Annotated in this window: 3 protein-coding genes; all 3 read left to right on the forward strand. The window is 73.6% G+C overall.

What is annotated here, in order from left to right; genetic code table 11:
- Positions 1 to 309: 309 nt before the first annotated feature.
- A complete protein-coding gene (locus VF468_19190) occupies positions 310 to 828 on the forward strand; it encodes a CGNR zinc finger domain-containing protein (protein ID HEX5880416.1) in 519 nt (172 codons plus the stop codon).
- A gap of 36 nt (positions 829 to 864) precedes the next feature.
- A complete protein-coding gene (locus VF468_19195) occupies positions 865 to 2,043 on the forward strand; it encodes an MFS transporter (protein ID HEX5880417.1) in 1,179 nt (392 codons plus the stop codon).
- 145 nt (positions 2,044 to 2,188) lie between these two features.
- The coding region (locus tag VF468_19200) for a tetratricopeptide repeat protein (GenBank protein ID HEX5880418.1) at positions 2,189 to 4,296 on the forward strand (2,108 nt) is incomplete at its 3' end.

Consider the following 4,296-nt stretch of genomic DNA (forward strand, 5'->3'; position numbering starts at 1 on the left):
CGGTCGGCCTCCTCGGGCTGGCGGCGTCGGCGCTTCTGCCCCGGACCCCGGCACCAGCCGACACCACCGCGCCCAGGCCGTGACCAACCGCTCCTGGCACTCGGCACGTCTAGCCCGGGCGAGCCGCGGAGACACATCCTCACCGCCGCTCCGGTGTTCTCCTGCATCGTCTAGCTGCAACCGGGCCGCAATCGTCGGCCGGCGGCCCGGCTGAGCGGCGTGCGGCGCGTCTCGACCGGCTGTTCGGGGGTACGCGCCACCTTCGCCAGGTAAGGCTATACTCCCGGTATAGCGCTTACCGGGGGTGTCATGGAGACGAGCGGGTACCGGATCGACGGCGCCGGCACGGCGGTGGCCCTGGTCAACGCGGTCACGACGGGCGGTGGGCTCCCGGACGCCGGCCTCGCCGAACTCCTCGCCGCGCACCGCTACCTCGTCGCCCGGCTGTCCACAGCCGAGGCGGAGCGCCTGCGGGACTGGGCGCGGCGGCTGCGTCCCGTGTTCGACGGCGCCGAGGTGGTCGCGCTGCTCAACCGGTTGCTCGGGGAGGTGCCGCTGCAGCCGCACATCTCCGACCACGGGCTGGGCCTGCACCTGCACTACGGCGAGCCGGGCGCGGGCCTCGTCGACCGGGTGCGGGCCAACACGGCGTTCGGGCTGGCGCTGGTCGTCTGCGAGCACGGTGCCGACCGGCTGGGCCGCTGCCAGGCCACCGGCTGCGACCGCGTCTACGCCGATGTGCAGCGGGGACCGCGCCGCCGGTACTGCTCGCGGGTCTGCCAGAACCGCAGCTCCGTCGCGGCCTTCCGGGCGCGGCGCGCCTCCTGAGCCGTGGCTTGCCGGACGCCACGTGCCACCCTCGTCGTGTTCACGGCGACGGCGCTGCTGTTCATGTCGACGTGGTTCTCCGCGACCGCGGTGATCCCGCAGGTGCGCGCGGAGTGGCAACTCTCGGCGGAGGCCGTCGCGTGGCTGACGATCGCGGTGCAGTGGGGCTTCGTCACCGGCGCGCTGCTCTCGGCGGCGTTCACCGTTGCCGACGCGATCGCCCCGACCCGGCTGATCTTCCTGTGTTCGCTGGGGGCAGCCGGCGCCAACCTGCTGCTCCTGGTCACGCAGGGTGTCGGCCTGGGCGTCACCGCCCGGTTCGCCACCGGCTTCTTCATCGCGGGGGTCTACCCGCCCGCGCTCAAGCTGATCTCCACCTGGTACCGGCAGGGCCGGGGCGCGGCGGTGGGCCTTCTCGTGGGCGCGTTGACCGTCAGCCAAGGCGTGCCGCACCTGGTGAACGGCCTCGGGGGGCTGGGCTGGCGGCTCGTCATCGTGACCACGTCGGTCCTCACCGTCGTCGGCGGTGTGATCACCCTGACCGTCGTCGCGGAGGGTCCGTTCCCGTTCCCGGCAGCGGTGTTCGACCCGCGGCAGGTCCGGGCGGTGTTGCGCGACCGCGGAACCCGCCTCGCCATGATCGGCTACCTGTGCCACATGTGGGAGCTGTACGCCGCGTGGGCCTGGTTCCTCGTCTTCTTCACCGCTGCGCTGCACCGGCGCGGCATGGACGACCCGGTGCTGGCCGCCTACGTCACCTTCGCGGTCTTCGCCGTCGGCGGCTTCGCCAACTGGAGCGGCGGGGCGCTGGGCGACCGGATCGGCCGGGAGCGCACCGCGATGGCCATGATGGCCGTGTCTGGCACGTGTGCCGCCACGATCGGGCTGCTGATGACGGCCCCCTTGTGGCTTCTCATCGGGGTGAGCCTTGTGTGGGGCTACAGCGTCGTCGGTGACTCCACGCAGTTCTCCACGCTCGTCACGGAGCTGGCCGACCAGAGCTACGTCGGCACCGCGCTCACCGTGCAGATGGCGCTCGGGTTCCTGCTGACGGGCGCGACGATCTGGCTCGTACCCGCGCTCGAGCAGGCGGTCGGCTGGCACTGGGCGCTCGCCGTGCTGGCGGTCGGGCCGCTCGCCGGCATCGTCGCGATGCGCCGCCTGCTCGCTGCACGGGCCGCCGGAAAAGTCCGCCTCCGGGTACAGGTGCCGTAGCGGTCCAGGGTGAAGCTTCGACGACGTCTTCTGCGGATAAAGCCCTAGGCGGGCTGACCTGTTCGCCGGCTGGACAAGACGGCAACCTCTTGGCGTAGGGACGCCGCTGGGAGAGACTCGTCCATCCAGACTCGGCACGAGGAGGGTGGCGCTGGCCACGGTGACCACATTGCGGTCCCGCACGCCGGCGAGCAAGATCCTGCCGCCGGCGCTGCCGGCCGCCTGGGTCGACCGGCCCGAGCTGCTGCGCCGCCTCGACGATGTCGGCGGCCGGCGCCTTGTGACCGTCGTCGCCGGGGCCGGCTTCGGCAAGTCGACCCTGCTGGCTGCCTGGGTGGCGCGTGTCCACGCGGCCTGGTACTCGCTGCAGCCGGAGGACGCCAGCCTGCCCAACTTTCTACGTGGGCTGGTTGACGCGCTGCGTCTGCGCCTGCCGAACCTCCCGGATGAGCTGGGCACGGCGCTGGCGAGCTCGCTCGGGCCCGACGCCGAGAAGCTGGCTCCTGCCGACGGCTTCGCGGCTGCGCTCGGCCAGGCCCTGGAGCTTCAGTTGAGCAGAGATCTGGTCCTGGTCCTCGACGACGTCCACGAGCTGCCTACCGGCGGGCCGTCCGCTCGGCTGGTCGAGGGGCTGGCCAGGCACGCGCCTGCCCGCTTCCACCTGGTGCTGTCGTCGAGGGCCGAGCCGCCGTTCCCGATCCAGCGACTGCGTGGCCGCGGCCAGGTGCTGGAGGTCGACGGCGGCCTGCTTGCGCTCGGCATGGAGGAGACCGGCGAGCTGCTGGCGGCCGCGCTCGGCCCGGATGGGCGCGAGCTGAGCGAGCCTGTGCACCGGATGACCGGCGGCTGGCCGGCGGCGATCTGCCTGGCGGTCGAGTCGCTGCGTCACCAGCGCCCACCGGAGCGGGCGGCCAGCCTGGCGGCTCTGCGCCGGCCCGGCGGACTGCTCTTTGGCTATCTGGCCGAGGAGGTGCTGGCGCGTGAGGACCCGGTCCTGCGGGAGCTGGTCCGCTGGGTTGCGCCGCTGCGCCGCTTCACCGCCGAGCTGTGCCGCGCCATCGGCGTGGACGCCGACGCCGGGATGCTCGCCCGGCTGGCCCGGCGCGGCCTGTTCGTGCAGCCCCGCTCCACCGTCGACGGCTGGTTCGTCCTCAACGACCTGGTCCGCGAGGTAGTGCTGGCCTCGATGCCGCTCGAGCCGGGCGAGTTGCGGGTGCTGCACCGGCGGGCGGCGGCCTGGCTGGCCACCGGCGGCCACCTGGAGGAGGCGCTGGCGTCGGTGGTGGCCTGCGACGACCCACCGGCCACGGCCGCCTTCCTGGTCGAGCACGGCCCCGCCATGCTCGCCTCCGGTGCGACCGACGGGGTGGTGGCGGCCTCGGCCGGCCTGCCGGTCGAGCTGCGCGGCGCCGCGGTCGAGCAGGTCGAGGGCGAGGCCCGGCAGGTCAAGGGCGATTGGCACGGTGCCCTCGAGTGCTTCCGCCGGGCCGCCGGCGAAAAGCGGTTGCTGGCCCCAGGGCTGGCGTGGCGCACCGGCCTGATCCACTACATGCGCTCCGAGCTCGACCAGGCCCTGGAGGCCTTCCGGCGGGCGCGGCTGGACGGCGCGCTCGACGCCGACCAGGCGCTGCTGCTGGCCTGGACGGCCACGGTTCACTTCCTGTGGAACCAGGTCGACGCCTGCCGCGAGGCGGCGGAGCGGGCGCTGGCCGCAGCCACGGCCTGCGGCGACGACCGCGCGCTTGCCGCCGCCCACACCGCCATGGCGATGCTGGCGGCGCTGGAGGGCGACCGGGCCGCCAACGACGCCCACTACCTGCGTGCGCTGCAGGCGGCTGAGCGGGCCGGCGACGTCCTGCACCTGGCCCGCATCCGCGCCAACCTGGGCTCGCGCAGCACCGAGGAGGGTTTCTACCGGGAGGCGCTGGTCGAGCTGGAGGCTGCGATGCGACTGGCCGAGCTGTCCGGCTACGCCGCCATCCTGGCCCTGGCGCAGACCAACCGGGGCGAGGCCCAGCTCGGGCTCGGCCGCCTCGACGAGGCCATCGCCGAGTTGGAGGCGGCCAAGGTGACCTACCAGCGGATGGGCAGCCACAAGGTCGCCTATCCGCTCGGCGATCTCGGCCTGGTGTACCGCGAGCGGGGCGACCTGGCCCTGGCGAAGGCCGCCTACGAGGAGGCCGTCGGCTTCGCTGAGCAATCCGGCGACCTCCAGGGCCTGGTGCCCGCCCTGGCGGGCCTTGCCAGGGTGCT

This window comes from Actinomycetota bacterium, assembly GCA_036280995.1.
GTDB lineage: Bacteria > Actinomycetota > CALGFH01 > CALGFH01 > CALGFH01 > CALGFH01.

Coding starts and splice junctions, on each gene's coding strand:
- VF468_19190 (HEX5880416.1), top strand. CDS start 310: ATGGAGACGAGCGGGTACCGGATCGACGGCGCCGGCACGGCGGTGGCC.